This is a genomic window from Massilia terrae, assembly GCF_024753145.1.
Taxonomy (GTDB): Bacteria; Pseudomonadota; Gammaproteobacteria; order Burkholderiales; family Burkholderiaceae_D; genus Telluria; species Telluria terrae.
Map to the genome: position 1 here is coordinate 419,977 of NZ_JANUGU010000003.1, position 25,647 is coordinate 445,623.

Genomic DNA, 25,647 nt, shown 5'->3' on the forward strand with positions numbered 1-25,647 from the left:
CGAGATGTACGAGACCTATTACGGCTTGTCCGCCAAACCCTTCCAGCTGCGGCCCGACCCGCACTTCTTCTTCGGCAGCAAAGGCCACAAACGGGCCATGGCCTATCTCGAATACGGCCTGTCGCAGGGCGAGGGCTTCATCGTCATCACCGGCGACATCGGCGCCGGCAAGACCACCCTGGTGCGCAACCTGTTCAACCGCATGCCCAAGGACCGCATCGTCGCCGCCCACGTGGTCAACACGAAACTGGAAGCGGAAGACGCGCTGCGCAGCGTGGCCGCCGCCTTCGGCATCCAGACCGAGGGCGCGAGCAAGGGCGAGCTGCTGGCTCGCATCGAACGCTTCCTGCGCATCACCGACCAGCAGGGCAAGCGCGCGCTGCTGGTGGTCGACGAGGCCCAGAACCTGAATGAAGGCACGGTCGAGGAACTGCGCATGCTGTCCAACTTCCAGACCGACAGCCAGTGCCTGCTGCAGACCTTCCTGCTCGGCCAGCCGGAATTCCGCGCCACCCTGCACAGCGCCAGCATGCAGCAGCTGCGCCAACGCGTCACCGCCAGCTACCACCTGGGGCCGATGGACGCGGAAGAGACCCGCGCCTACGTCGAGCACCGCCTGCAGACCGTCGGCTGGAAGGGCGATCCCGCGTTCTCCGACGACGCCCACGCTGCCATCTACGCTTACAGCGGCGGCATCCCGCGCAAGACCAACACCCTGTGCGACCGCATCCTGCTGATGGGCTATCTCGAGGAGCTGCACGCCTTCACCGGCGCCGAGGTCGAGCTGGTGGTGCGCGACATCGCCGAGGAATTCGAGCTGCCGGCCGACACCGCGCCTGCGATTCCCGCCGTGCCGATGGCGGCGCCGGCGCCGGCGGCCGCGCCGGAACCGCCCGCAGGCTCGGTCGACGAACGCATGACCCGCATCGAGCATTCGGTGCTGTCGGTGCTGGCCGCGCTCAAGCACATGGTCGGCGGCCCGCGCGGCGCGATCGCCCAGGGAGACAGCGGCAAATGAGGATGAACGAACCGGCGGCCCTGCCGCGCCAGCGCGCCGGCGGCCGCATCGTCAACGCCATGACCTGCGACGTGGAAGACTACTTCCAGGTCTCGGCCTTCGCGCCCTTCATTCCGCGCGAATCGTGGCACAGCCGCGAATGCCGGGTCGAAGCCAACATGGAGCGCATCCTGGCGCTGTTCGGCGAGGCCGGCGTCAAAGCCACCTTCTTCACCCTCGGCTGGATCGGCGAGCGCTATCCCGGCGTGGTGCGTGCGATCGTCGACAACGGACACGAGCTGGCCAGCCACGGCTACAGCCACCTGCGCGCCAGCGACCAGGGCCGCACCGAATTCGCCTTCGACATCCGACGTAGCAAGCGCCTGCTGGAAGACATCAGCGGCCACGAGGTGGTCGGTTACCGCGCGCCCAGCTTCTCGATCGGCGAAGCCAACCTGTGGGCGCTCGACACGCTGCTGGAAGCCGGCTACCGCTACAGCTCCAGCATCTACCCGATCCGGCACGACCACTACGGCATGCCCGATGCGCCGCGCTTTGCCTTCTACCCGGCCGGCCCGGACGGCCTGCTGGAAGTGCCGATCACCACCGCGCGCCTGATGCGGCGCAACCTGCCGGCCGGCGGCGGCGGCTACTTCCGGCTGCTGCCCTACACGCTGTCGCGCTGGCTGATGGAGCGCGTCAACCGCGTCGACGACCACAGCGCCATCTTCTATTTCCACCCCTGGGAGCTCGACCCCGGCCAGCCGCGTCCAGACGGTTTGCCGGCCAAGGCGCGCTTCCGCCACTACCTCAACATCGGCCGGATGGAAGACCGCCTCCGGCAGCTCACGCGCGACTTCGCGTGGGACCGTATGGACCGCATTTTCCTGGACAAGCCATGAACTCTATCGTTGAACTGCCCGCCGCGCGGCGCGCCGCGCCCATCCTCGCCAGCGGCCCGCAAACCCTGCACCTGATGCAGCCGCACGAGCGCCGCCGCTGGGACGCTTTTGTCCGCACCTGTCCCGACGCCACCTTCTTCCACCTGTCCGGCTGGCAGGAAGTGATCGAGGAATCGTTCGGCATCAAGACCTGGTTCTACTACGTGCAGCAGGACGGCCGGATCCAGGGCGTGCTGCCGCTGGCCGAGATCAGGAGCCGCCTGTTCGGCCACTCGCTGGGCGCGATGCCCTTCTGCGTCTACGGCGGTCCGGCCGCGCTCAACGAGGGCGCGCGGAGGATGCTCGATCTGGCGGCGCACGACCTGGCCGAAAGCCTGGGCGTCGGCCATCTCGAATACCGTGGCATGCAGCGCGTCCATCCGCACGACCCGGCCTGGCACACCAAGGAGCTGTACGTCACCTTCCGCAAGGCGATTACCGAAGACGATGAGGCGAACCTGAACGCGATCCCGCGCAAGCAGCGCGCCATGGTGCGCAAGGGGATCAAGCTCAGCCTGGTGGGCGAAGTCGAGGACAATGTCGAGCGCATGTTCGAGGCCTACGCCGCCAGCGTGCACCGCCTCGGCACGCCGGTGTTCCCGAAAAAGTATTTCGCGCTGCTGCAGCAGGTGTTCGGCGACGAGTGCGAGGTGCGCGTGATCCGCACCGTGCAAGGCGAACTGGTGTCCGCGGTGCTGAGCTTCTACTGGCGCGACGAAGTGGTGCCCTATTACGGCGGCGGCACCGAACTGGCGCGCAGCGTGGCCGGCAACGACTTCATGTACTGGAACCTGATGCAGGCCGCGGCGGCGCGCGGCTGCCGCCTGTTCGATTTCGGCCGCAGCAAACTGGGCACCGGCGCCTACGACTTCAAGAAGAACTGGGGCTTCGAGGCGCAGGCCCTGCCCTACGAATACAAGCTGTATCGCGCCTCCGCGCTCCCGGACAACAACCCCCTCAATCCCAAGTACCAGCTCTTCATCAAGATGTGGAAGAAGCTGCCGCTGCCGGTCGCCAACGCGCTCGGCCCCTACATCGTCCGCAACCTGGGGTAAGCATCATGGAACACAAGGAAGACCTCCTGCTGCTCGTGCACCGGATCCCCTACCCGCCCAACAAGGGCGACAAGATCCGCTCCTACCACCTGCTCAAGCACCTGGCCCAGCACTACCGCGTGCACCTGGCCACCTTCATCGACGACCCGGACGACTGGCAGCACGTGCCGCAGGTCGAGAAGCTGTGCGCCAGCAGCCACTTCGTCAGCCTCAATCCGTTGGCGGCGCGCGTGAAGAGCCTGGGCGCGCTGGTCAAGGGCGGCTCGCTGTCGCTCGACTACTACCGCGACGGCGGCCTGCAGCGCTGGGTCGACCAGACCGTGGCCGGGCTTAACGTCGAGCGCATCCTGGTGTTCTCCTCGGCCATGGCGCAGTACGCGGACAAGTACCCGCAGGCGAAGCGCGTGGTCGATTTCGTCGATGTCGATTCCGACAAGTGGCGCCAGTACGCCGACAAGAAAAGCTGGCCGATGAACTGGCTGTACCGCCATGAGGCGCGCCAGCTGCTGTCCTACGAGCGCCGCGTGGCGCGCGAATACGACGCTTCGCTGTTCGTGTCCGCGCCCGAGGCCGACCTGTTCCGCCGCCTTGCGCCCGAATGCGGCAGCAAGATCGGCTTCTTCAACAACGGCGTCGACACCGATTACTTCTCGCCCGAGCTGGTGCACGCCAGCCCCTACGCGGACGGCGAGCGCGCGCTGGTGTTCACCGGCGCCATGGACTACTGGCCCAACGTCGACGCCGTGCAGTGGTTCGCCGAATCGATCTTCCCGCAGCTGCGCGCGCGCTTCGCCGACCTGCGCTTCTACATCGTCGGCGCCCGTCCCACCTCCGCGGTGCAGGCGCTGGCCCAGCATCCCGGCGTGACCGTGACCGGCACCGTGCCCGACGTGCGGCCCTACATCGCCCACGCCAAGGTCGCGGTGGCGCCGCTGCGCGTGGCGCGCGGCATCCAGAACAAGGTGCTGGAAGCGATGGCGATGGCGACCCCGGTCGTGGTGACGCCGCAGGCGCTGGAAGGCATCGACGCCGAGCCGGGCACCGAACTGGTGCTGGCGGAGGACGAAGCCGATTTCGTCGACGCCGTGTCGGCCCTGCTGTACGTGCCGGCGCATGGCATCGGCAAGGCCGCGCGCGCGAAGGTCGAGCGCAACTACAGCTGGCTCCACAACCTGGCCTGCGTCGGGGAGCGCCTCGAATGCTGATGAAAGCTCCCCCCGGCGTCATCAGCATCCCGACGGTGCCCGCCGCGCGCGGCAGCCTGCTGCTGATCGGGCTGTGCCTGCTGGTCCCGTTCGCGCTCTACCTCGGCACGGCGCAATCGATCGTCGCCATCTGGAACAGCTCCGAGACCTTCGCCCACGGCTACGCCATCCTGCCGATCAGCCTGTGGCTGGTGTGGCGCCGCCGCGAGGTGTTCAGCCGCATGGCGCCGGCCCCGTGGTGGCCGGCCCTGGTTCCGCTCGCACTGTGCGGCGCGGCCTGGCTGCTGGCCAGCAGCGCCGAAGTGCAGGTGCTGCGCCAGTACGCCTTCGTCGCCATGATCCCGCTGTCGGCGCTTGCCTTGCTCGGGCCGCGCCTGGCCGGCGCGCTCGCCTTCCCGCTGCTGTTCCTGCTGTTCGCGGTGCCCTTCGGCGAAATCTTCGTCAACCCGCTGATCGGCTTCACCGCCGACTTCACCGTGGCCGCGGTGCGCGCGGTCGGCATCCCGGTGCTGCGCAACGGCGCGCGCTTCGAGCTGCCCAGCGGGAGCTGGTCGGTGGTCGAGGCCTGCAGCGGCATCCGCTACCTGATCTCGTCGGTGACGCTGGGCTGCCTGTACGCCTACCTCACCTACCGCTCGCCGCTGCGCCGCGCCGCCTTCATCGCGCTGTCGGTGGTGGTGCCGATCATCGCCAACGGGCTGCGCGCCTTCATGATCGTGATGATCGGCCACCTGTCGGGCATGAAGCTGGCGACCGGCGTCGACCACCTGATCTACGGCTGGCTGTTCTTCGGCCTCGTCATGTTCATCATGTTCTGGATCGGCGGCTACTGGCGCGACGACGCCGTCGAGCCGCCCGCGCGCGCCGTGGTGGCGCCTGCGCAGGTGCCCGCTCCCGGCCGCGTTGTCACCATGGCCGCCGCCGTGCTGGCGCTGGCCGCGGCATGGCCCGCCTACGGCTACTACATCGACCAGGCCAACTTCAATCCGGACCCGGTCAAGTTCCAGCGCGTCAGGATCGGCTGGGCGCCGGCGCCGGGCTTCACCAACTGGACGCCGCGCTACCTCGAACCCGACGCCGGCTTCTCCGGCGCATGGCAGGCGCGCGGCCTGGCTCCGGTCGGCATGACCATCCTGTACTACCGCAACCAGAACGAAGGCCACAAGCTGGTCACCTCGATCAACCGCCTGGCGGATCCGAAGGACGCCTGGCACGAGCTTGAATCCTCGGCGCGCAGCGAGCAGGTCGCGGGACGCACGCTGGCCTTGCGCGAGACCACGTTGCAGCGCGAGGGCGGTGCGCTGCTGGTGTGGCAATGGCTGTGGACCGGCGGCGAGTACACCGCCAGCACCTACATGGGCAAGCTGCTGCAGGCGCGCTCCAAGCTGCTGGTGCACGGCGACGACGGCGCCGCGCTGATGGTCTACGCGCCGCTCACGGACAAGCCGGAAGCCGCGCGCGCCGCAATGCGCGCCTTCCTCGACGACCACCTCGAACCGATCGGCCTCGCACTGGACACGGCGCGGCAGGCGCAGGCGCTGCGATGAACGAGAACCTGATCGTCCACCTGATCTACAGGCTCGATGTCGGCGGCATGGAGAACCTGCTGGTCGAGCGCATCAACCGGATGCCGGCTGGCGCCTACCGCCATGTGGTGGTGACGCTGGCGGGATATTCGACGGAGTTCGCGCGCAGGATCAGCAAGCCAGGCGTTGACATCTGCGCGCTGGACAAGCAGCCCGGCCTGTCGCCAGGCACCCACGCCGACCTGTTCAAGCTGCTGCGCCGCCTGCGCCCCGCGATCCTGCACACCTACAACCTGGCCGGCATCGAGTACGCCCCGGCGGCGCTGCTGGCCGGCGTGCCGGTGCGCGTCAACGGCCTGCACGGACGCGACGGCGCCGACCCCGAAGGCCGCAACTGGAAGCACAACTTGCTGCGCCGGCTGATGCTGCCCTTCTACCACTGCTGCTACGCCAACTCCGGCGACATGCTGGCCTGGAACCGCAAGGTGATCGGCGTCCCCGGGCACAAGAGCTGCCTGCTCCCGAATGGCATCGACGCCGAGCGTTTCCGTCCCCCGGCCGATGGCGAGCCGCGTCCCGATGTCGGTTTCGGCCCCGGCTGCCGGGTGATCGGCACGGTCGGCCGCATCCAGGACGTGAAGAACCACGCGGCCCTGGTCGACGCCTTCGCCCTGCTTCGCGCGCGCCTGCCCGGCATGGCCGGCACGCTCAGGCTGGCCATCGTCGGCGACGGCCCGCTGCTGCCGTCATTGCGCGACAAGGTGCGCGCACTCGGCCTGGCGGACCTCGTGTGGCTGCCTGGCGCGCGCGCCGACATTCCCGATATCCTGCGCGGCTTCGACGTGTACGCAATCTCCTCGATCGCGGAAGGCACGCCGGGCAGCGTGCTGGAAGCGATGGCAAGCGCCCTGCCGGTGGTTGGCACCCGGGTGGGCGGCGTGCCCGAGCTGATCGACGACGGCGTCACCGGCCAGCTGGTCGCGCCGCGCGACCCCGCCGCGATGGCCGATGCGCTGGCGCGCTACCTGCTCGCACCCGAACTGGCGACGGCGCACGGCGCGGCCGGGCGTGCGCGGGTCGTCTCCCATTATTCGATGACGGCGATGGTCGCCAATTACCAGGCGCTCTACGACCGTCTGCTCGAACGCAAAACCTCCTTCAGAAAGAGCATCAAATCATGTGTGGAATAGTCGGCATTTTCGACACCCGCGGCGCACGGCCGATCGATCCCGTGCTGCTCAGGCGGATGAACGAGACCCAGCATCACCGCGGCCCCGACGAGGGCGATATCTATGTCGAGCCGGGCGTCGGCTTCGGCCACCGCCGCCTGTCCGTGATCGACCTGGCCAACGGCCTGCAGCCGATGTTCAACGCCGCCGGCGACGTCGGCGTGGTGTTCAACGGCGAGATCTACAACTACCGCGAGCTGACAACGGAACTGAAGCAGCTCGGCTACACCTTCCGCACCAGCAGCGACACCGAAGTCATCGTGTATGCGTGGGAAGCCTGGGGCGAGAAATGCGTTCACCGCCTGCGCGGCATGTTCGCGATCGCGGTCTGGGACCGCAACAAGCAGACCATGTTCATGGCGCGCGACCACATGGGCGTCAAGCCCTTCTTCTACGCCCATCTGCCGGACGGCATGTTCATCTTCGGCTCCGAACTGAAATCGCTGCGTTCCTATCCCGGCCTGTCGCGCGAGATCGACCCGACCGCGGTCGAGGATTATTTCGCCTTCGGCTATGTGCCGGAACCGAAGACCATCTACGCCGGCGCCTGCAAGCTCGCGCCGGGCTACTGCCTGACGGTGCGCGTCGGCCAGCCGGTGCCGGGGCCGCGGCGCTACTGGGACGTGCCCTTCACCCAGCACGAGAAAATGACCGAGTCCGATGCGGCCGGCGAACTGGCGGTGCGCGTGCGTGCGGCGGTGCAGAGCCAGCTGAAGGCGGACGTGCCGCTCGGCGCCTTCCTGTCGGGCGGCGTCGACTCGAGCGCGGTGGTTGCCATGATGGCGGGCCTGGGCAGCGAACCGGTCAACACCTGCTCGATCGCCTTCAACGACAAGGCCTACGACGAATCCGAGTACGCCGAAGAGGTGGCGCGCCAATACAAGACCAACCACCACACCGAAACCGTCGACACCGACGACTACGCCCTGCTCGACACCCTGGCGGGGCTGTACGACGAGCCCTACGCGGACAGCTCGGCGATCCCGACCTACCGCGTGTGCCAACTGGCGCGCAAGCGCGTGACGGTGGCCTTGTCCGGCGACGGCGGGGACGAGAACCTGGCCGGCTATCGCCGCTATCGCCTGGCGATGGCCGAGGATGCGGTGCGCTCGAAGATCCCGCCGGCGCTGCGCCGCAACGTGTTCGGGCCGCTCGGCCGCTATTACCCAAAGGCCGACTGGGCGCCGCGCGTGCTGCGTGCCAAGACCACCTTCGAATCGCTGGCGCGCGACCTCGTCGAAGGCTACTTCCACGGCGTGTCGATCATGTCGGACGCCATGCGCGAACGCCTGTTCACGCCGCAGTTCCGCCAGCGCCTGCAGGGCCACCGCGCGATCGACGTGATGCGCGGCCATGCCGCCGACGCGCCGACCGACGATCCGCTGTCGCTGATCCAGTACCTCGACATGAAGACTTATCTGCCGGGCGACATCCTGACCAAGGTCGACCGCGCCAGCATGGCGCATGCGCTGGAAGTGCGGGTGCCGCTGCTGGACCACGAGCTGGTCGAATGGATCTCGGGGCTGTCCTCGTCGATCAAGCTGAAGAACGGCGAAGGGAAGTACATCTTCAAGAAGAGCATGGAGCGTTACCTGCCGCACGACATCCTGTACCGCAAGAAGCAGGGCTTCGCGGTGCCGCTGGCGGCCTGGTTCCGCGGCCCGCTGCGCCAGCGCGTGCGCGAAGCGCTGCTTGGCCCGATCCTGGCGAGCACCGGCATCTTCAACACCGCCTTCCTGGCCGAGATCGTGGAGATGCACGAATCCGGCCGCCGCGACTACAGCGCGCCGATCTGGTCGACGCTGATGTTCGAGGCCTTCCTGCGCAAGGAGATGGAGGCGGCGTAGGCTTCATAGTGAACGTCGTTCCCTATAAAACTTAAAGCGGGCTCGCAAGCCCGCTTTTTGATCAAGCGGCGCGCGCCCTGCGCCCGATTCCTTCGTAATACAGCCCCGCTTCCGCCACCGCTTCCGGCGCATAGATATTGCGGCCATCGAACACCGCCTTCTCCGCCAGCTCCCGCGCCAGCATGCCGAAGTCCGGCGACTTGAACTCCTTCCACTCGGTGACCAGCACCAGCGCATCCGCGCCGCGCACCGCGTCCGCCGCCGTGGCCGCGATGCGCAGCATGCCCGCGCAGCGCTCCGGCCCGTGCTCGGCCAGCAGCACGCGCGCCGCCTCCTCGCTCGCCACCGGATCGTAAGCCGCGACCTTGCATCCGGCCGCGAACAGGCTGCGGATCAGCACCAGGCTGGGCGCCTCGCGCATATCGTCGGTGTTCGGCTTGAACGACAGCCCCCACAGCGCGATCGTGCGCCCGCGCAGCTTATCGGCGCCGCCGAAATGGCGCGCCACCTTCTCGAACAGGACGTTCTTCTGCGCCTCGTTGACCTGCTCGGTCGCGTCCAGCAGGCGCATCGGCCGCGCATGTTCCTGCGCCGTCTTCACCAGCGCCTTCACGTCCTTCGGGAAGCACGAGCCGCCATAGCCCATGCCGGCGTACAGGAAGTGCGGCCCGATGCGCGGGTCCATGCCCATCCCCAGGCGCACCGCTTCGATGTCCGCGCCCAGCAGCTCGGCCAGGTTGGCCACCTCGTTCATGAAGCTGATGCGGGTCGCGAGCATGGCGTTGCAGGCGTACTTGGTCAGCTCGGCGCTGCGCACGTCCATCTGCACCAGCTTCTCGTGGTTGCGGTTGAACGGCGTGTACAGCTGGCGCATCAGCTGCGTCGCGTGCGCGCTGTCGCTGCCGATCACGATGCGGTCCGGGCGGGTGAAGTCCTCGATCGCCGCGCCCTCTTTCAGGAACTCGGGATTGCTGACCACCGCGAACTCGACCTGCGCGCCGCGCCGGTCCAGTTCACCCTGGATCGCCGCGCGCACTTTGTCGGCAGTGCCCACCGGGACGGTCGACTTATCGACCACCACCACCGGCCGCGTGATGCGCTGGCCGATGCTGCGCGCCGCCGCAAGGATGTGGCTCAGGTCGGCGCTGCCGTCCTCATCCGGCGGCGTGCCGACCGCCAAAAAGATGATGTCTGCGTGCTCAACTGCAACATCGTAACTGGTGGAAAAGCTCAGGCGGCCGGCCTGGGTGTTGCGCGTAACCAAGGCGTCCAGCCCCGGTTCATGGATGGGAATGCGGCCGGCCTTGAGCATGCCGATCTTGCGCTCGTCGACGTCGAGGCAGAGCACGGAATTGCCCACGTCCGCGAAACAGGCGCCGGAAACGAGACCCACGTAGCCGGTGCCGATGATGGAGATTTTCATAGAGGCTTTGCGTGAAAGAGACAGTGTGGCCGGGCACCGTTGTGCTGGCAGAGAAATTGTTACAAACGCAAGACTAACAGCCGAGTTCCGGCCTTGCAAACGAGTCAAATCAATCGTGCGCGCGGTTCAAAAGTAGAGAAATTTTGATAATTATTGCTCGCACGAAACCGTGCTACACGAATAATTTTTTTCCGATAGGATCATTCCAGAAGTTCACAAATGTCATCCCGGCAAGCAAAGAAATGAGACTGCTCACCTTCTCCACCCTGTACCCGAACGCCGCCCAGCCCAACCATGGCCTGTTCGTCGAAACGCGGCTGCGCCACCTGGTCGCAACCGGCCAGGCCGAGTCGCGGGTGGTGGCGCCGGTGCCGTGGTTTCCCTTCCCCCAGGAGCGTTTCGGCCACTATGGCCGGTTGGCGCAGGTACCGGGCAGCGAAGTGCGTTCGGGCCTGGAGATCGCGCACCCGCGCTACCTGGCGCTGCCGAAAATCGGCATGAACGTGTCGCCGATGCTGATGGCGCAGGCGGTGAAGCCGGCCATCGGCCGCATCATCGACAGCGGCTACGACTTCGACGCCATCGACGCCCACTACTTCTATCCGGATGGCGTGGCGGCGGTCATGCTGGGCCAGTACTTCAACAAGCCGGTGGTGGTGACGGCGCGCGGCAGCGACATCAACCTGCTGCCGCAATTCGCGCTGCCGCGCCGGATGATTTTGTGGGCCGCCGAACGCGCGCGCGCCGTCATCACGGTCTGCAACTACCTGAAGGACGAGATGGTGCGCCTCGGCGTGAGTGCCGAGCGCATCACCCCGCTGCGCAACGGCGTCGACCTGGAGCGCTTCGTGCCGATGGAGCGCAACGCCGTGCGCGCCGCCTTCGGCTTCGATGGCTTCACCCTGCTTTCGGTGGGCCAGCTGGTGCCGCATAAGGGGCACGACCTGGCGATCAAGGCGCTCACCCTGCTCAAGGATGTCTCGCTGGTGGTGGTCGGCCAGGGTCCCGACCAGCGCCGGCTCGAAGAATTGGCGCTTGAACTGGGCGTGGCCAACCGCGTGCGCATGGCCGGCCCGGTGCCGCAAACCGAACTTCGCACCTACTACAGCGCGGCCGACCTGATGGTGCTCGCGTCCAGCCGCGAAGGCTGGGCCAATGTGCTGCTCGAATCGATGGCCTGCGGGACGCCGGTGGTGGCCACCAGCGTGTGCGGCACCCCGGAAGTGGTGGCCGCGCCGGAGGCCGGCCGCCTGCTGGCCGATCGCACCCCGGAAAGCCTGGCCCACGCCGTCCGGCTGCTGCGCGCCCACTCCCCCGACCGCGCTGCCACGCGCCGCTACGCCGAGCGCTTCGACTGGGGCCACACGACACAGGGACAGCTCGACCTGTTCCGCCACATCTTGATGGAGCGATCCTGATGCGCATCCTGTACCACCACCGCACCCGTTCCAAGGACGGGCAGTTCGTCCACATCGAAGAGATGATCAATGCGCTGCGCGCGCAGGGACACGAAGTGATCGTCACCGCGCCGCCGGCCATGGAGCAGGAATCGTTCGGCGCCGACGCCGGCGCGGTCGCGCTGCTCAAGCGCTGGCTGCCCAAGTGGTTCTACGAACTGGCCGAGCTGTCGTATTCGCTGGTGGCCTACCGTCGCCTGGCGAAAGCCATCGACCAGCACCAGCCCGACTGCATCTACGAGCGCTACAACCTGTTCCTGCCGGCCGGGATCTGGGCCGCGCGCAAATACAAGCTGCCGCTCCTCCTGGAGATCAACGCGCCGATCCTGGAAGAGCGCAGCCGCTACGACGGCCTGTCGCTCAAGCGCCTGGCGCGCTGGTCGCAGGCCTATGCGTGGCGCCGCGCCGACATGGTGCTGCCGGTGACGCGGGTACTGGGCGACATCGTCGCCTCCTACGGGGTCGAGCAGCGCCACATCGCCGTCATCCCGAACGGCATCAACGGCGAGCGGTTCGGCAGCGCGCCCGACACCGAAGCGGCCAAGCGCGCGCTCGGGCTGGACGGCCGGCTGGTGCTCGGCTTCACCGGCTTCGTGCGCGACTGGCACGGCCTGGACAAGGTGCTCGACCTGATCGCGAGCGATCCGCCCAACGCACGCCGCCACCTGCTGGTGGTGGGCGACGGCCCGGCCCGCGCCGGGCTGGAGCGCCAGGCCCGCGAGCTGGGCATCGAGCAGCGCGTCACCTTCACCGGCATCGTCGGCCGCGACGAGGTCGCGCGCCACGTGGCCGCCTTCGACATCGCGCTGCAGCCGGCGGTGGTGGCCTACGCCTCGCCGCTCAAGCTGTTCGAATACCTCGCGCTGGGCAAGGCCATCGTCGGCCCGGCCCAGCCGAACCTGAAGGAGATCCTGCGCCACGAGGACAACGCGCTGCTGTTCGAGCCGGACGACAAGGCCGGCCTGGCGAACGCGATCGCGCGCCTGTCGCGGGACGATGCCTTGCGCCGCAAGCTGGCCGCCAACGCGCGCGCCACCATCGCCGAGCAGCAGCTGACCTGGGACGCCAACGCGCGCCGCGTGGTGGCCCTGTTCCGCCAGCTCCTCGCCGAGCGCATGAGCAGCAGCGCGCGCCGCAAGGACGCGGCCGCATTGACCTAGGAGGAGCAAATGGAAAGTCTGCTGTGGGCGCTCGACCTGGTGGCGGTGCTGCTGTTGTGCCGCTGGGGCCTGGCGCAGGACAAGCGCAAGCACCCCAAGGGCAAGGGCACGAGGTAAGGCATGCGCGACCTGTTTTTGCTGGCGGTCCTGCCGCTGATGCTGTATGCGATCGCCAAGCGGCCGTTCATCGGCCTCGGCATGTGGCTGTGGACCGCGCTGTTCTTCCCGAACGGCTGGGTCTACGGTCCCGCGCAGTCGATCCGCTACAACCTGCTGTTCGCCGGCATCGCCATCTTCGGCTACCTGGTGCAGCCGAAAAAGCCCAAGTTCCGTCTCGGCGTCACCGGCACGCTGATCATCCTGTTCTTCGTCTGGACCACGCTCAGCACCGCGCTGGGCGGCGGGAATCCTGACATCCAGTGGAATTTCTGGAACCGCTTCTGGAAGATCATCCTCCTGTTCACCTTCGTGGTGGCGATCGTCGACGACAAGCTGCATGTCGACTTCATGCTGTGGTGCGTCGTGCTGTCGGTCGGTTTCTACGGCGACCTCGAGGCGCTCAAGTACCTGGCCAGCGGCGGCGGCCACAAGATTGCGGGCATGGCCGACCACGTGCTGGGCGACCGCAATGACCTCGCGCTGGGCCTGGTGATGATCATCCCGATCTGCGCCTACCTGCTGCACGAGTACGGCAAGCAGTCGCGCGCGCTGTGGTGGGCGATGCTGGGCACCATGGGACTGCTGGTTGCGGCCGTGATCGGGACCAGCTCGCGCGGCGGCTTCGTCGCGCTGCTCGCGCTGGGCGCTTACTTCTTCATGAAGAGCGAACGCAAGCTGGTGGTGGCGGCCGCTCTCGGCGTGCTGGTGCTGGCGCTGTCGCAGGTGGTGACCACCGAATGGGTCGCCCGCATGAACACCATCGACTCGGCCGACAACGACGCCTCTTTCATGGGCCGCGTGGTGGCATGGAAGCTGAGCCTGATCCTGGCGACCCAGCACCCCTTCTTCGGCGGCGGCTTCAAGGCCCTCGAATACTTCCCGGTGTGGTCCTCGCTGAGCCAGGACTTCAACAGCTTTTCTTGGTTCTACACCGGCGACGCGGTGCCCGACACGCGCGGCTCGCACGCCGCCCACAGCGTCTATTTCCAGGTGCTGGGCGACCACGGCTTCGTCGGGCTGGCGCTGTACCTGTGCATCCTGCTCGGCAGCTTCGCCAAGGCGCGCAAGATCGTCCGGGTGGCGCGGGCGCGCAAGGCGCCGGAGTGGATCGCGCGGCTGGCGACCGACCTGCAGCTGTCGCTGTTCGCGTTTTGCGTCGGCGGCGCGGCGCTCAGCTTCGCCTACTTCGACCTGACCTTCGCCATCATGGGCCTGCTGATCGTGCTCGAGTCGCGCATCCTGCCGGCCTCCCTCAACAAGGCGCCAGCATGAACCTCAACGCGCTCAAGGGCATCCTGATCCTGCTGGTCATCCTCGACCACAACGACTTCTCGCGCCTGCTCATCGCCGGCTTCCTGTACGGCTTCGGCTTCCACGTGATGGGCTTCATGACGGTCCCCTTCCTGAAGCCGGCGCCCAAGCTCGACCGCGCCTTCCTCGATTACGCCTTCCGCCTGTACTGGCCGTTCGTCGTGCTGGTCACGCTGACCGCGCTGGCGGTGCTGGCGACCACGCCGGTGACGGCGCCTGTCCAGCTGCGCCTGTGGGCGCTGTCGCTCTATAGCGGCAATTCGGCGGTGCTGAAGGACACGACCCACATGGCCCTGCTGTGGTTCCTGCCCTCGTTCGTCTCGATGGTGGCGCTGCGCGCGGCGATCGACAGCGCCGGCGCCATGGCCAGGGCCGGCGCCATCGGCCTGCTGTGCGTGCTGCACCTGTTCATCGGCCAGTACGCGGCGCAGGTCCAGGACTGGCTTCCGCTCGGACTGTTGCCGGCGCTGTACGTGATCCCGCTGGGCTACCTCGGCGTCTGGCTGCAGCGCAGGCTGCTGGCGCGCGTCCCGGCTATCCCGGCGTTGCTGCTGGCCGCCGCGGTGTTCGCCGCCGTGAAATACGTCCAGGTGCGCGCCCATTTCTACAACGAGGTCGGTTTCGCCGAAGTGGCGGACTGGCGCCAGCCGTATGCGCTCTTCATCAACGACGCCGAATGCGTGACCGGGGTGCTGATGTTGTTCCAGGTGTGCCGCCTGCGCATCGCCGCCGTGTTCGATGCCTTCGGCCGCTACAGCATCCAGATCTACCTGTTCCACGCCTTCATCGCGCTGGGCGTGTACAAGGCCGTGCTGCGGTTTGCGCCGGACGCGCCGGCCGCCGTGCAACTCGGCGTCTCGCTCGGCGCGACCGCCCTGCTCACGCTGGCCCTGGCGCGCTGGATGGCCGCGCAGCCTCTGGCCCAGCGCTTCATCTTCCCACGCAACCCGCAAGCGCTGGCTGGCGCCGGACGTCGTCCAGCCGCCGCGCATCTCACCTGACAGAAGCGTGACATCAATGAACGTATCGACCCATTCCGCACTCACGCGAGGCTTGCTGCGAGCCGCAGGCGACCTGGTCGCGCGCGCCGCGTCGCGCCGGCGCCTGTGCATCCTGACTTACCACCGCGTCCTCGAGCGGCCCGTCGCCATGCTCGAATCCGAGCCCGACCTGACCGCCTTCCGCTGGCAGATGGAACTGCTGGCGGACTGCTTCAACGTGCTGCCGCTGGCGGATGCGCTGGCGATGCTGGACGCCGGCCGGCTGCCGCCGCGCGCCGTCTGCATCACCTTCGACGACGGCTACCGTTCGGTGTACGACCTGGCGCTGCCGGTGCTGAAGGAATTCGGCCTGCCCGCCACCGTGTTCGTCACCAGCGGCCATGTCGGCAGCGGGAATATGTGGAACGACCGGATCATGGACGCGCTGCAGAACCTTCCGCCACGCGATCTCGACCTGAGCGCGGCCGGGCTGGGACACTTTTCGCTGCGCACGCCGGCCGACCGCGAGGCCAGCCTGCGCGACCTGACCGAGGCCTCGAAATACCTGCCGCCCGCCGCGCGTGACGCCCTGGTGCGGCGGCTGGAGGCCATGGCCGGCAGCCGCGGCGGACAGGACCTGATGCTGAGCGCCGAAATGGTGGTGGCGCTCGACCGCAACGGCGTCGAGATCGGCGCGCACACGGTCACCCACCCGATCCTCACCAGCCTGGACGACGACAGCGCGCGACGCGAGATCGCGGCCGGCAAGCGCCAGCTCGAAGCGCTGACCGGCAGGCCGGTGCGCCTGTTCGCCTACCCGAACGGCAAGGCCGGCAAGGACTTCGATGCGCGCCACGTCGCCATGGTGCGCGAGGCCGGCTTCGACGCCGCCTTCACCACCGCGGCCGGCGCCGCCGACCCGGGCCACGACCGCTACCAGTTGCCGCGTAGCCGGCCATGGGACCGCACCCCTCTGCTATTCGGCGTGCGGCTGCTGCGCTGGCTGGCGCAGGGCGCGCCCGCGCTGCCGGCGCAAGAACACCACAAGAAACCGGCGGCGCCGATCGCGGCCCCGCAAAAAGCAGGGGCTACCCTGCCCCTTGGACGGAAATGAACATGAACAAACGCGCACTCCTGATCGCATTCCACTTTCCGCCGCAGGCCGCCAGCAGCGGCATCCAGCGCACCCTGAGCTTTTCCAAACACCTCGGCCGCCATGGCTGGGAACCGCTGGTGCTGTCGGCCCATCCGCGCGCCTACCAGGACCAGAACCCCTCGCAGCTGGCCAGCGTGCCGGCCAACCTGGAAGTGCGGCGCGTGTTCGCGCTCGACACCAAGCTCCACCTCGGCATCGCCGGCCGCTACCCCGAGCTGCTGGCCCTGCCCGACCGCTGGATCTCGTGGTGCCTGGGCGCGGTGCCGGCCGGCCTGTCGCTGGTGCGCTCGCACCGCCCGCGGGTGATCTGGTCGACCTTCCCGATCGCGACCGCGCACCTGATCGGCCTGATGCTGCAGCGCCTGACCGGGCTGCCGTGGGTGGCCGACTTCCGCGACCCGATGATCCAGCCGACCTATCCCGAGTCGCGCATGCAGCGCCGGTTCTATCACTGGATCGAACGCCAGACCATCGCGCGCTGCACCACCGCCGTGTTCACGACGCACAGCGCGCACGCCTCCTACCGCGAGCGCTACCCGGCGCATGCGGCCAAGTTCACGGTGATCGAGAACGGCTACGACGAGGACGGCTTTGCGCAGCCCGCGCCGCCTCCGGTGCGCACCGGCCGGCGCCGCGTCACCCTGCTGCACAGCGGCGCGCTGTACCAGTCCGGGCGCGATCCTTCCGCCTTCCTCGCCGCCGTGGCGATGCTCAAGGAAGCCGGCCAGGCCAGCGCCGCGAGCCTGCGCGTGGTGCTGCGCGCGCCCGACGATATCGAGGCCGTCACCGCCCTCGTGCGGCGTCACGGCGTCGACGACATCGTCGAAGTCGAGCCGCCGGTGCCCTACCGCGAGGCGCTGGCCGAAATGCTAGACGCCGACGGCCTGATGGTGTTCCAGGGCACGCCGTTCAATACCCAGATCCCGGCCAAGATCTACGAATACTTCAGGGCCCGCAAACCCATCCTCGGCCTGGTCGACACCGGCGGCGAGACCGCGCGCGTGCTGCGCGCAGGCGGCTTCCACGCGCTGGCCGACATGGACCACAGCGAAGCGATCGCGCCGGTGCTGGCCAAGTTCATCGAATCGATCCAGGCCGGCAGCGCCCACGTCGCCAGCGACGAGCTGGTGGCCGCTTCCTCGCGCACGCACCGCGCCGGCCAGCTGGCGCATGTGCTGGACCAGGCCACCTTGCCGGCGCGCGCCGGCGCCGCCATCAAGACCACCGTATGAAAGCTGCAACACGATGAGTAACGAACTGCGTTCCAAGACCGTCAAGGCGATGGGCCACCTGGGCCTGGGCGGTGCGCTGGGCCGGGTGATCTCGCTCGCCTCGACGCTGGTCATCGCGCGCCTGCTGAGCCCCGCCGACTACGGCCTGATGGCGATGGCGATGGTGCTGATCGGCTTCGTCAACTTCTTCAACGAGGTCGGCATCGGCGCCGCCGTGGTGCAGAAGCCCAAACTCGAAACGGCCGAAGTCAATGGCTGCTTCGTGTTCTCGATCCTCGCCAGCCTGCTGCTGTGCGCCTTGACCGTGCTGCTGTCCTGGCCCGCCGCCAGCTTCTTCGGCAACCAGCAGCTGCAGCCGATAATCGCGGTGCTGGCCAGCGCCTTCGTATTCGGCGCCGTCGGCACCGTGCCGATGGCCTTCCTGCGGCGCGAGATGAATTTCAAGGCGGTGGCGAGCATCAACGTGCTGTCGGTGCTGTTCCAGTCCGCGCTGTCGCTGGTGCTGGCATGGTCCGGCATGGGCGCGTGGGCGCTGGTCGCAGCCTTCGTCGCCGAGAGCGTGGTGCAGTCGATCGGCGCGTTCTGGCTGACCTCCTGGCGCCCGCGAGGCCCGGTCGGCATGCGCGCGGCGTTCGGCCTGGTCAGCTACGGCATCCACGTGACCACCTCGCGCGTGTTCTGGTTCGTCTACAGCAATTCCGACAAGCTCATCATCGGCAAACTGCTCGGCAACCGCGCACTGGGCATCTACGACATGGCGATCTCGCTGGCCACGCTGCCCACCAGCCAGGTGACCACGCTGGCGACCAACGTCGCCTCGCCGCTGTTCGCCAAGCTGCAGCACGACCTGCCGCAGCTGCGCGCCTTCATCCTGCACATCACGCGCGGCGTTGCCTACGTCACCTACCCTGCGCTGATCGGCATGCTGGTGGTTTCGCGCGAGCTGGTGCCGGTGCTGCTGGGCGAGAAATGGATCGAGATGTTGGTGCCGTTCGGCGCGCTGTGCGTGATGGGCCTGTTCAAGTCGGTCGACCCGCTGCTGTCGCAGGTGCTGATCTCCACCGGCCACGCCAGGCGCCTGTCCGGCTACACCCTGCTGTGCGGCGTGGTGATGGCGGCATCGGTGGTGGTGGGCGCGCTGGCCGACGGCCTGCAAGGCGTGTCGCTGGTTTGGATGCTGGTGTATCCGGTGCTGACCCTGCGCCTGTTGCGCATCATCGGCCAGGTCACCGGCCTGACCTTCGGGGAGTACTACCGCACCCTGCTGCCGGTGCTGGCCGCAACCGCCGCGATGGCGGCCGCCGTGCTGCTGGTGCGCGAGGGCCTGCAGGCTGCCGGCACGCCGGTCCTGCCCGCACTGGTGGCCGAAGTGGCCAGCGGCGCGATCGCCTACATGCTCTGGATCGTCCAGTTCGACAAGCGCGGCCTCGGCGAAATCCGCCAGGTCATGATCGACATGGGAATCGCCGAACACAAGCTGGCGCGCTGGCCGTTCAACCGCGCTGTATCCGCCTGAGAAAACGAGATGAACAGTAATCAAACCCTCCCCGCAGTCGTCGTCGGCGGTGGCCTGAACGCGCTGGGCATCGTGCGCAGCCTGGGCATCGTCGACATCCCCGTGATCGTGGTCGATACCGATCCGCGCTCGCCTGCCATGCGCTCGCGCTACGGCCGCAAGGTAGTGTGCGCCGCGCTCGAAGGCGAAGCGCTGCTGGCCTGCCTGGTCAAGCTGGCCAAGCGCCATCCCAATCCCATGATGCTGTTCGTGACCGAGGAAAAGACCGTGGTCGAAGTCTCGGCCTCGCGCAAGCGCCTGGCGCCGCACTACCACCTGCGCCTGCCCGGCCATGAACGGCTGATGGCGCTGATGCACAAGCAGGGCTTCCAGGAGCTAGCCGAATCGGTCGGCGCGCCGGTGCCGCGCACCGTGCGGATCGAATCGCCCGCCGACCTGCCGCGCATCGAAGCGCTCACCTATCCCTGCGTGTTCAAGCCGGCCAGCAAGAGCTACGAATACGGCGCGCGCTTCAAGAAGGCCTACAAGGTGGGCTCGCCGGCGGAGGTGGCCGCGCTGTACGCGGAGATTCGCCCTGTTCTGGCCGACATGGTGGTGCAGGAGTGGATCGAAGGCGGCGACAACGACGTCTACTTCTGCCTGCAGTACATCGGCGAGGATGGTCAGCTGGTCTCGTCCTTCACCGGCCGCAAGATCCGCGCCTGGCCGCCGCGCATCGGCGGCACCGCAAGCTGCACCGCAGCGTGGGAAGTGGCCGATGAACTGAACCGGATGACCACCGAATTCTTCGCGCAGGTCGGCTTCACCGGCATGGGCAGCATGGAATTCAAGCGCGACACGCGCGACAACCGCTTCTACATGGTCGAGCCGACGGTGGCGCGCACCGACTTCCAGGAGGAGGTCGCGTCGCTGAACGGCGTGAACATCCCGCAGGCCGCGTACCGCTACGAGAACGGCCTGGCGCAGGTCGCCACCAGCCGCCCGATCGTGCCGCGCATCTGGCGCGAACCGCAGCTGGACCGCTGGTCAGCGCAGGAAGGCGAGATCCGCGTCGACGAGCGCTCGCGCGGGCACCAGGTGCGCGACGCCTACTGGCGCTGGAACGACCCGCGCCCGTGGCTCGACCGCACCCTGTGGCGCATCGGCGCCAAGCTGGGACTGGCCGCGTGATGCGCCACCCGCTCAAGTATGCCGACTGGTCGTGGCGCGAATACGCGGCCGCGGCCCGCTGCATCCTGACCGGGCGCGTTCGGAACGGCCCCAATCCCGACCGGCTGGCGACGCGGCTGGCCGCACTGTACGCATCCTCGACCGTCTACCCGGTCAACTTCGGCCATACCGCGATCCGCCTCGCGCTCGACGTCTTCCGCGCGATCGAACCGGCGCGCACCGAAGTGGTGGTGCCGGCCTATATCTGCCCCAGCGTGGTCGAGACCATCGCGGCGGCCGGACTCACCGCAGTGCCGGCCGCGGTGGGGTCCGACCTGAACCTGCTGCCATCCGCCGTCCAAGCCGCGCTCACGCCGGCCACGCTGGCCGTGATCGCGCCGCATATGTTCGGCTGCCCGGCGCGCATCGGCGAGATCGAAAGCGCCTGCCGCGCCGCCGGCGTGTTCCTTGTCGACGACGCGGCCCAGGTGGTGGGCGAGCGTTGCGACAACCGCCTGCTCGGCACCTTCGGCGACGTCGGCGTCGTCAGCTTCGCCCAGTCCAAGGCCGTCGTGACGGGCGTGCGCGGCTCCGGCGGCGTGCTGGTGGTGAACAACCGCGACCTCGACACGCTCCTGCGCACCGCCTGGGCCGCCCTGCCCGCACCGCGGGGACGGCTGGCGGCCTTCGCCCACTTCGTGTGGAACTACCAGTGGGCGCGATTTACCGGCAACAGCGGCTACTACCTGCGGCGCATCGGCGAGACGCTGGGCCGGCCCGATCCCGCGCCGCCTGGCCCGGGCCGCATCGCCAACCTCGACGCCGCGATCGCGCTGGCGCAGCTCGCGCGCCTGCCGCGCATCCGCGAGCGCAAGGTCAAGGCGGCGCGGGACTACCAGGCCGCGCTGGCGCGCATCCCCGGCGTCGGCGTGCCGCAGTTCGCCGACGGCCGCTACCTGTCGCGCATCATGCTGTCGCTGCCGCCCGATACCCACCTGGACATGCTGCGCGAAGAGCTCAAACGGCGCGGCATCGCCTCCCGTCTCGGCTACCAGGAACCCGTGCGTGCCGGCCAGCCGGACGATCCGGCGCTGGCGCGCGCGCGGCGCCTGCTCGGCCTGCCCTTCGGCGGCGCCATGGCCACCTCCGACATCGAAGAGATTTGCGGCGCGCTCAGGTCCGCCCTGGCGGCCGCACAAACCGACCCCGTAGAGAGAAAACAAAATGAACCATATCAAACAGCTCATTAAAGACAAGATCGGCGCGGCGGTGTATCCGGTCGGCCCCATCGAAGCCCATTTGAAGAGCGCGGCCGACTGGCTGCTGGTCGCGCAAGACGCCACGCCGGACGATGGCCTGGCGCACAGCTACGACGTGCGCAACCGGACCTGGAACGCGTCCTATCCCGAAACCACCGGCTACGCCATCCCGACTCTCTACGACTACGCGCAGCTGTACGACGCGCCGCACTACGCGGAGGCGGCGCGCCGCATGGCCGTGTGGGAGAGCGAGATCCAGCTGGCCGACGGCGCGGTGCGCGCCGGGACCATGTCGGCCGAGGTGGTGGCGCCGACCATCTTCAACACCGGACAGGTGCTGTTCGGCTGGGCCCGCGCATATCTGGAGACGCGCGACGAGCGCTTCAAAATCTCGCTGACCCGTGCGTCCGACTGGCTGGTGGAGGCGCAGGACGACGACGGCACCTGGCGCCGTTTCGCGTCGCCGTTCACCACCTCGAAGCTGAACAGCTACAACACGCGCTCGGCCTTCGGCCTGGTGCGTGCATTCCAGGCGCTGGGCGAGGCGCGCTGGCTGGACGCGGCGGTGAAGAACGTCGACGTCACGGTCGGCCGCGCCTTCGCCAACGGCTGGCTGCCCGATAACTGCCTGCTGAAGATGCCCGACTCCAGCGCGCTCACGCACACCATCGCCTATTCGATCCGCGGCATCCTCGAAGTCGGCGTGGCGTCCGGGCGCGACGACCTGGTCGAGCGCGCGGTGAAGATGGCCAGACTGGTGGCGGCGCGCCAGCGCGAAGATGGCGCCCTGCCCGCGCGCTACCTGCCGGACTGGAAGACCCAGGTCGGCTGGACCTGCGTGACCGGCAATTCGCAAATGGCGATCAACTGGCTGCGCCTGGCCCAGATCACCGGCGACATGTCGCTCAAGGAGCCGGCCATCCGCGCCAACCGCTTCAACATGAGCATCCAGGACACCATGACCAGCGACGACAATGTGCGCGGCGCGCTGAAGGGATCGCACCCGATCAACGGCGACTACCTGACCTACCGCTATCCGAACTGGGCCACCAAGTTCTTCATGGACGGCCTGATGCTGGAGCAGCAGTTCGACAAGGTGCGCAATATCGGCTAGACCAGTACCTCGAGCGCGTCCGGGTGGCTCAGGAAGCCGCCCGGACTGGCCGACAGGCCGTAGGCGCCGGACTGGAACACGGCCACCAGGTCGTCCACGTCCGCGCGCGGCAGCTCCATCTTGTCGGCCAGGAGGTCGAGCGGGGTGCACAGCGGGCCGACCACGGACGCGACTTCGGTGTCGCTTGAATCCAAGCGATTGGCGATTGCCACCGGATAGTTCTTGCGGATCACCTGGCCGAAATTGCCGGAGGCCGCAAGGTGGTGGTGCAGGCCGCCATCCGTGATCAGGAAAACCTGCCCTCGCGAGACCTTGCGGTCCACCACGCGCGTGACATAGACCCCGGCTTCGCCCACCAGGTAACGTCCCAGTTCGATGACCACCTCCGCCTGCGGCAGGGCCTGGCGCACGCGCGGCAGCGACTGGCGCAGGTGCGCGGCGACCGGCGCCAGGTCCAGCGGCGTCTCGCCGGGGAAGTAGGGAATGCCGAAGCCGCCGCCGATGTTCAGCACGCGCAGCGGTTGGCTAAGATGCTGCGCCAGTTGCTGGGCCAGCGCGAAGGTTTGTGTCTGGGCCTCGATAATGGCTTCGGCCTTCAGGCTCTGCGAGCCGCTGAAAATGTGAAAGCCCAGCACGTCCAGCCCCAGCTCCCGTGCCAGCGCCAGCACGCGCGGCATCTCCTCGGCGTCGATGCCGAACTGCTTGGCGCCGCCGCCCATGCGCATGCCCGATCCCTTCAGTTCGAAATCGGGATTGACGCGGATGACCACCAGCGGCGCGATGCCGAGGTCGGCGCCGATGCGCGCCAGCAGGCGCAGCTCGCGCTCGGATTCGGCGTGGACCTGCACGCCGGCGGCCACGGCCTGCGCCAGCTCCGCAATCGACTTGCCGGGGCCGGCAAAGCTGATGCAGGCGGGCGCCATGCCCGCGTCCAGCGCGACTTTCAGCTCGCCGCCGGAAGCGACGTCAATGCCGTCCACGAGTGCCGCCATATGCTGAACCAGCGCCGGCATCGGGTTGGCCTTCATCGAGTAATGCAGGCGCACGCCGTCAGGCAGGCAGTCGCGCACCTGGCGCACGCGGTCGGACAGGACCTTGCGGTCGTAGGCGTAGAACGGCGTGCTGCCGACGCGCTGCGCCAGCCGCGTGAGCGGCAGGCCGCCCACGTGCAGGCAGCCGTCGACGACCGGGAATCGGCTCTGCGGCGCGTGGACTGGTTTGTTGGTGCTCATGGCTTGGCCTCGTCGAACATGGTCAGGTAGGGCTCGCGCAGCAGCTTGCGGTCGATCTTGCCGTTCGGGTTGCGCGGGAACTGGCCGGCGCGGATCTCGACGTGCGCCGGCACCATGTAGGCCGGCAGGCGGCGCTGGCACTCCTTGAGCAGGGCCGCCGCGTCCAATCCAGGCTCGCGGGCCACGGCCAGCAGCACGATGGCCTGGCCCAGCGCCGGATGGGGCACGCCGAAGGCCGCCGCCTCGGCCACCAGGCCGCTCGCGTGCACGCCCTCCTCGACCTCGGTCGGGCTGACGCGGTAGCCGGACACCTTGATCATGTCGTCGCCCCGGCCGATGAAGTACAGGTAGCCTTCCTCGTCCATCCGCACCGTGTCGCCGGACCAGACGGCCATCTCGGTGATCGGCAGCGCCGGGTCCTGGCCGGGCGCCGGCTTGAAGCGCTCGGCGGTCTTGGCCGGATCGTTCCAGTAGCCCAGCGCGACCAGCGCGCCGCGGTGCACCAGCTCACCGGGCTCGTTGGGCGCGCAGGGCGTGCCGTCCGGCCGCACCACCATCACCTGCGCGTTCGGGATCGCGCGGCCCATCGAATCGGGTCGGCGCTCCAGCTCCGGCGGCGGCAAATAGGTCGAGCGGAAGGCCTCGGTCAGGCCGTACATCAGGAACAGCTGGGCGTCCGGCAGCTTCGCGCGCAGCGCGGCCACGGTGGCCAGCGGCATCGCGCCGCCGGAATTGGTCAGGTAGCGCAAGGTATGCGGCAGCGGCCATTCGAGCGCGGCCAGCTGGATCCACAGCGGCGGCACCGCGGCCAGGCCGGTGATTCCTTCGGCCGCGACCATCTTCACGATGTCGCGCGCGAACAGGTGGTTCATCAGCACCACGCTGGCGCCGGCCAGGAAGGCCGTGGTCAGCTGGGACAGGCCATAGTCGAAGCTGAGCGGCAGCACCGACAGCACGCGGTCGAGCGGCGTCAGCGCGAGGTAGCCGGCCACGCTTTCGGCGCCCGCGACCATGTTCCGGTGCGAGAGCACCACGCCTTTCGGCTTGCCGGTGCTGCCGGAGGTGTACAGGATGGCGGCCATGTCGGCGTCGATCGCGCGGCGCGCGGCCAGCCCGGCGGCGGGCGGCTCGGCCTGCGCCGCTTCCCACGAGCGCACGGCGACCGGGCCGACGCTGGCGGCACCACTGTCCTCGCCGGTGACGAACACGGTGCGCAGGTCCGGGCAGCGCGCCAGCACGCCTTCGAGCTGGGCCAGGCGCTCGGGCGAAGTCACCAGCACCCGCACATTGCAGTCGGCGAGGATGTGGGCCACCTGTTCGGCCTTGAGCAGCGGGTTCACCGGCACGAACACGGCGCCAGCCAGGCTGGCGCCGAACATCGCGGCCACGTTCTCGATGCGCTTTTCCAGGTAGACCGCGACACGCTCGGCGCGTGCGACCTCCACCGCGAGCAGGGCGCCGGCGGCGCGTCCCACGGCGGCGGCCAGCGCGGCGTAGTCGAGGCGCTGCTGCCCATAGGCGAGCGCTTCGGCCTGCGGCGTGCGGCGGGCGGTGTCAAGAATGACGTCGTGGATCAGGACTGGCATACGTAAATGAGCAAATTGGGCGCAATCTTATCAGTTTGCGGCGACAGGCCTCGGGCGATTGTTTAGTTCCGGACATATCTCGTGGCAAGTTTTTTAACACTCGTTCTATACTC

Annotated in this window: 20 protein-coding genes; 17 read left to right on the forward strand and 3 right to left on the reverse strand. The window is 68.2% G+C overall.

Translation table 11 applies throughout. From position 1 onward, the window contains the following. Nucleotides 1–4 precede the first annotated feature (4 nt). The 7 genes from NX778_RS12720 to NX778_RS12750 are packed head-to-tail and all read left to right on the forward strand — an operon-like array spanning nt 5 to nt 8,800. Entirely contained in the window at nt 5–1,018 is a 1,014-nt protein-coding gene (locus tag NX778_RS12720) for an XrtA/PEP-CTERM system-associated ATPase (RefSeq protein WP_258812111.1), read from the forward strand. Continuing rightward, entirely contained in the window at nt 1,015–1,899 is an 885-nt protein-coding gene (locus tag NX778_RS12725; protein WP_258812112.1) for an XrtA system polysaccharide deacetylase, read from the forward strand. Before NX778_RS12720 ends, NX778_RS12725 begins: the two co-directional genes overlap by 4 nt. Next, entirely contained in the window at nt 1,896–2,993 is a 1,098-nt protein-coding gene (locus NX778_RS12730; protein WP_258812113.1) for a FemAB family XrtA/PEP-CTERM system-associated protein, read from the forward strand. The genes NX778_RS12725 and NX778_RS12730 overlap by 4 nt, the downstream gene beginning before the upstream one ends. A gap of 5 nt (nt 2,994–2,998) precedes the next feature. Further along, entirely contained in the window at nt 2,999–4,198 is a 1,200-nt protein-coding gene (locus NX778_RS12735; protein ID WP_258812114.1) for a TIGR03087 family PEP-CTERM/XrtA system glycosyltransferase, read from the forward strand. Next, nucleotides 4,198–5,745: an exosortase A gene (gene xrtA / locus NX778_RS12740; RefSeq protein ID WP_258812115.1), complete on the forward strand. Its 1,548-nt coding sequence runs from the start codon at nt 4,198–4,200 to the stop codon at nt 5,743–5,745. Before NX778_RS12735 ends, xrtA begins: the two co-directional genes overlap by 1 nt. Next, on the forward strand, nt 5,742–6,914 hold the full coding sequence (locus tag NX778_RS12745; RefSeq protein WP_258812116.1) for a TIGR03088 family PEP-CTERM/XrtA system glycosyltransferase: 1,173 nt from the start codon (nt 5,742–5,744) through the stop codon (nt 6,912–6,914). Before xrtA ends, NX778_RS12745 begins: the two co-directional genes overlap by 4 nt. Beyond that, entirely contained in the window at nt 6,902–8,800 is a 1,899-nt protein-coding gene (locus NX778_RS12750; RefSeq protein WP_258812117.1) for an XrtA/PEP-CTERM system amidotransferase, read from the forward strand. Before NX778_RS12745 ends, NX778_RS12750 begins: the two co-directional genes overlap by 13 nt. 61 nt (nt 8,801–8,861) lie before the next feature. Here the strand turns inward: NX778_RS12750 and NX778_RS12755 are convergent, their stop codons facing one another. Then, nucleotides 8,862–10,223 (reverse strand): UDP-glucose dehydrogenase family protein, encoded by a 1,362-nt coding sequence (locus tag NX778_RS12755; RefSeq protein ID WP_258812118.1) that lies wholly within the window; start codon nt 10,221–10,223, stop codon nt 8,862–8,864. A gap of 242 nt (nt 10,224–10,465) precedes the next feature. On the opposite strand from NX778_RS12755, the gene NX778_RS12760 reads away from it, so the two are divergent. The 10 genes from NX778_RS12760 (at nt 10,466) to NX778_RS12805 (ending at nt 22,716) form a co-directional block, all read left to right on the forward strand. After that, complete coding sequence (locus tag NX778_RS12760; RefSeq protein ID WP_258812120.1) at nt 10,466–11,641, forward strand: glycosyltransferase family 4 protein; 1,176 nt, start codon at nt 10,466–10,468, stop codon at nt 11,639–11,641. Beyond that, a complete protein-coding gene (locus NX778_RS12765) occupies nt 11,641–12,840 on the forward strand; it encodes a glycosyltransferase family 4 protein (RefSeq protein ID WP_258812121.1) in 1,200 nt (399 codons plus the stop codon). The genes NX778_RS12760 and NX778_RS12765 overlap by 1 nt, the downstream gene beginning before the upstream one ends. A gap of 120 nt (nt 12,841–12,960) precedes the next feature. Continuing rightward, a complete protein-coding gene (locus NX778_RS12770) occupies nt 12,961–14,271 on the forward strand; it encodes a putative O-glycosylation ligase, exosortase A system-associated (RefSeq protein ID WP_258812122.1) in 1,311 nt (436 codons plus the stop codon). Further along, on the forward strand, nt 14,268–15,311 hold the full coding sequence (locus NX778_RS12775; protein ID WP_258812123.1) for an acyltransferase family protein: 1,044 nt from the start codon (nt 14,268–14,270) through the stop codon (nt 15,309–15,311). The genes NX778_RS12770 and NX778_RS12775 overlap by 4 nt, the downstream gene beginning before the upstream one ends. Nucleotides 15,312–15,363: 52 nt before the next feature. Next, entirely contained in the window at nt 15,364–16,404 is a 1,041-nt protein-coding gene (locus NX778_RS12780) for a polysaccharide deacetylase family protein (RefSeq protein WP_258812124.1), read from the forward strand. Between the two features lie 2 nt (nt 16,405–16,406). After that, entirely contained in the window at nt 16,407–17,678 is a 1,272-nt protein-coding gene (locus NX778_RS12785; protein ID WP_258812125.1) for a glycosyltransferase, read from the forward strand. Between the two features lie 13 nt (nt 17,679–17,691). Beyond that, entirely contained in the window at nt 17,692–19,194 is a 1,503-nt protein-coding gene (locus tag NX778_RS12790) for a lipopolysaccharide biosynthesis protein (protein WP_258812126.1), read from the forward strand. Nucleotides 19,195–19,203: 9 nt separating this feature from the next. Next, the gene (locus tag NX778_RS12795) at nt 19,204–20,364 is read left to right on the forward strand and encodes a carboxylate--amine ligase (protein WP_258812127.1); all 1,161 of its coding nucleotides are present in this window, start codon (nt 19,204–19,206) and stop codon (nt 20,362–20,364) included. After that, entirely contained in the window at nt 20,364–21,593 is a 1,230-nt protein-coding gene (locus tag NX778_RS12800; protein WP_258812128.1) for a DegT/DnrJ/EryC1/StrS family aminotransferase, read from the forward strand. Before NX778_RS12795 ends, NX778_RS12800 begins: the two co-directional genes overlap by 1 nt. After that, on the forward strand, nt 21,568–22,716 hold the full coding sequence (locus NX778_RS12805; RefSeq protein WP_258812129.1) for a hypothetical protein: 1,149 nt from the start codon (nt 21,568–21,570) through the stop codon (nt 22,714–22,716). Before NX778_RS12800 ends, NX778_RS12805 begins: the two co-directional genes overlap by 26 nt. On the opposite strand, the gene NX778_RS12810 is transcribed toward NX778_RS12805, so the two are convergent. Beyond that, entirely contained in the window at nt 22,713–23,948 is a 1,236-nt protein-coding gene (locus tag NX778_RS12810; RefSeq protein ID WP_258812130.1) for a pyridoxal-dependent decarboxylase, exosortase A system-associated, read from the reverse strand. The two genes, NX778_RS12805 and NX778_RS12810, sit on opposite strands and share 4 nt — an antisense overlap. Beyond that, nucleotides 23,945–25,534 (reverse strand): acyl-CoA ligase (AMP-forming), exosortase A system-associated, encoded by a 1,590-nt coding sequence (locus NX778_RS12815; protein WP_258812131.1) that lies wholly within the window; start codon nt 25,532–25,534, stop codon nt 23,945–23,947. The genes NX778_RS12810 and NX778_RS12815 overlap by 4 nt, the downstream gene beginning before the upstream one ends. Nucleotides 25,535–25,647: the final 113 nt, after the last annotated feature.

Coding starts and splice junctions, on each gene's coding strand:
- NX778_RS12805 (WP_258812129.1), top strand. CDS start 21,568: ATGAACCATATCAAACAGCTCATTAAAGACAAGATCGGCGCGGCGGTG.
- NX778_RS12775 (WP_258812123.1), top strand. CDS start 14,268: ATGAACCTCAACGCGCTCAAGGGCATCCTGATCCTGCTGGTCATCCTC.
- NX778_RS12785 (WP_258812125.1), top strand. CDS start 16,407: ATGAACAAACGCGCACTCCTGATCGCATTCCACTTTCCGCCGCAGGCC.
- NX778_RS12810 (WP_258812130.1), bottom strand. CDS start 23,948: ATGAGCACCAACAAACCAGTCCACGCGCCGCAGAGCCGATTCCCGGTC.
- NX778_RS12795 (WP_258812127.1), top strand. CDS start 19,204: ATGAACAGTAATCAAACCCTCCCCGCAGTCGTCGTCGGCGGTGGCCTG.
- NX778_RS12770 (WP_258812122.1), top strand. CDS start 12,961: ATGCGCGACCTGTTTTTGCTGGCGGTCCTGCCGCTGATGCTGTATGCG.
- xrtA (WP_258812115.1), top strand. CDS start 4,198: ATGAAAGCTCCCCCCGGCGTCATCAGCATCCCGACGGTGCCCGCCGCG.
- NX778_RS12755 (WP_258812118.1), bottom strand. CDS start 10,223: ATGAAAATCTCCATCATCGGCACCGGCTACGTGGGTCTCGTTTCCGGC.
- NX778_RS12760 (WP_258812120.1), top strand. CDS start 10,466: ATGAGACTGCTCACCTTCTCCACCCTGTACCCGAACGCCGCCCAGCCC.
- NX778_RS12765 (WP_258812121.1), top strand. CDS start 11,641: ATGCGCATCCTGTACCACCACCGCACCCGTTCCAAGGACGGGCAGTTC.
- NX778_RS12735 (WP_258812114.1), top strand. CDS start 2,999: ATGGAACACAAGGAAGACCTCCTGCTGCTCGTGCACCGGATCCCCTAC.
- NX778_RS12745 (WP_258812116.1), top strand. CDS start 5,742: ATGAACGAGAACCTGATCGTCCACCTGATCTACAGGCTCGATGTCGGC.
- NX778_RS12800 (WP_258812128.1), top strand. CDS start 20,364: ATGCGCCACCCGCTCAAGTATGCCGACTGGTCGTGGCGCGAATACGCG.
- NX778_RS12725 (WP_258812112.1), top strand. CDS start 1,015: ATGAGGATGAACGAACCGGCGGCCCTGCCGCGCCAGCGCGCCGGCGGC.
- NX778_RS12720 (WP_258812111.1), top strand. CDS start 5: ATGTACGAGACCTATTACGGCTTGTCCGCCAAACCCTTCCAGCTGCGG.
- NX778_RS12750 (WP_258812117.1), top strand. CDS start 6,902: ATGTGTGGAATAGTCGGCATTTTCGACACCCGCGGCGCACGGCCGATC.
- NX778_RS12730 (WP_258812113.1), top strand. CDS start 1,896: ATGAACTCTATCGTTGAACTGCCCGCCGCGCGGCGCGCCGCGCCCATC.
- NX778_RS12790 (WP_258812126.1), top strand. CDS start 17,692: ATGAGTAACGAACTGCGTTCCAAGACCGTCAAGGCGATGGGCCACCTG.
- NX778_RS12815 (WP_258812131.1), bottom strand. CDS start 25,534: ATGCCAGTCCTGATCCACGACGTCATTCTTGACACCGCCCGCCGCACG.